Annotated in this window: 1 protein-coding gene; it reads left to right on the forward strand. The window is 35.8% G+C overall.

What is annotated here, in order from left to right; all coding sequences use genetic code 11:
* Nucleotides 1–58: 58 nt before the first annotated feature.
* On the forward strand, nt 59–1,489 hold the full coding sequence (locus tag BWGOE10_RS29255; RefSeq protein ID WP_081339308.1) for an IS4-like element ISBce2 family transposase: 1,431 nt from the start codon (nt 59–61) through the stop codon (nt 1,487–1,489).
* Nucleotides 1,490–1,511: the final 22 nt, after the last annotated feature.

Here is a 1,511-nt window from a genome sequence, read left to right on the forward strand (position 1 = left end):
AAACTTAAAAGCACGTTACTATTCTCTTATGTTAATGAGAAAGGGTGACGTGCTTTTTATGAATATGCATCAAAAACAAGAGCTGTCTTTATTTGCCGAAGAGTTATATCGATATATGTCTCCCGCTACACTTAATCAATTAGCTATAGAAGCAGGTGGAATGAAACGAAAACGTAAGTGCCATGGGCACCATTTTTTATCTTTGTGTGTATGGTTAAATCAACAAATCGCTACTACCTCTCTTACTCAACTTTGTAGTCAATTAGAAACTTCAACAGGAATTTTATTAAGTCCTGAGGGACTGAATCGACGATTTAACTCGGCTTCTGTAGCCTTCTTTCGAAATGTATTTACTACACTTCTACAAGCTAAAATTGGAGGATCATCTACAATTTCTCATTCTCTTTCTGCTTACTTTGAGCGGATTCGCATCCTTGATTCTACAACCTTTCAAGTTCCAGATCGATTCGCAGCTACTTATCCTGGTGCCGGAGGCTGTAGTCATACAGCTGGTGTAAAAATTCAATTAGAGTATGACTTGTTGAGTGGAGAGTTTTCTGATGTGAAAATTGAACCAGGAAAACGAAGTGATCAGGCATATGGGGCGACTCGAATGGACATGACACAAAAGAATGAACTATATATTCGTGACTTAGGGTATTTTCGTTTACAAGACTTTAAATCGATCCAAGATAAGGAAGGGTATTATTTATCGCGTCTTAAATTACCAACTAAAATATATAGAAAAGAATTCGAAACAGTGGTATTTAAAACAAAACCTGCTCAATTGAGACCGGTATATATACAAATTCATTTGGAAGACATCATGAACCAATTACAACCTGGCCAAGTGTATGAATTACATGATGTATATGTAGGGAGCAAAGACAAACTACCCACTCGCATTGTGGTTTATAGATGTACAGAGGAGCAAAAACAGAAACGTCTACATGATCGAGCTATTCGTGAAAAGAAAAAAGGGATTACATATACAGAGCGTACGAAACTTTTACAAGGAATTACGGTATATATGACAAACATTCCTACGGAATGGGTACCGAAAGAGAAAATCTATGATTTATATTCACTGCGTTGGCAAATTGAGCTGTTATTTAAAATATGGAAATCCTGGTTTCAAATTCATCGTTGTAAATCTATTAAACAAGAGCGATTAGAATGCCACCTTTATGGGCAACTCATTAGTATCCTATTATGTTCTTCTACTATGTTTAAAATGAGAGAACTCCTGTTACGTAAGAAACAGAAAGAGCTAAGTGAATATAAAGCGATGTACATAATTAAAGATTATTTCTTACTTTTTCATCAAGCATTACATAAAAACACCCAAGAATTATCAAAGATTCTCCTTCGTCTGTTTAACCTCCTACAGCGAAACGGACGAAAATCCCACAGATATGAGAAAAAAACAGTCTTTGATATTTTGGGTGTTGTGTATGAGTATACCACTTCTGCTCATCAAGTAGCATAGCGAAAAATTTGAAACCCGTCAG

Origin of the sequence: Bacillus mycoides, assembly GCF_001757995.1 — a bacterium.
Taxonomy (GTDB): Bacteria; Bacillota; Bacilli; order Bacillales; family Bacillaceae_G; genus Bacillus_A; species Bacillus_A mycoides_B.

Coding starts and splice junctions, on each gene's coding strand:
- BWGOE10_RS29255 (WP_081339308.1), top strand. CDS start 59: ATGAATATGCATCAAAAACAAGAGCTGTCTTTATTTGCCGAAGAGTTA.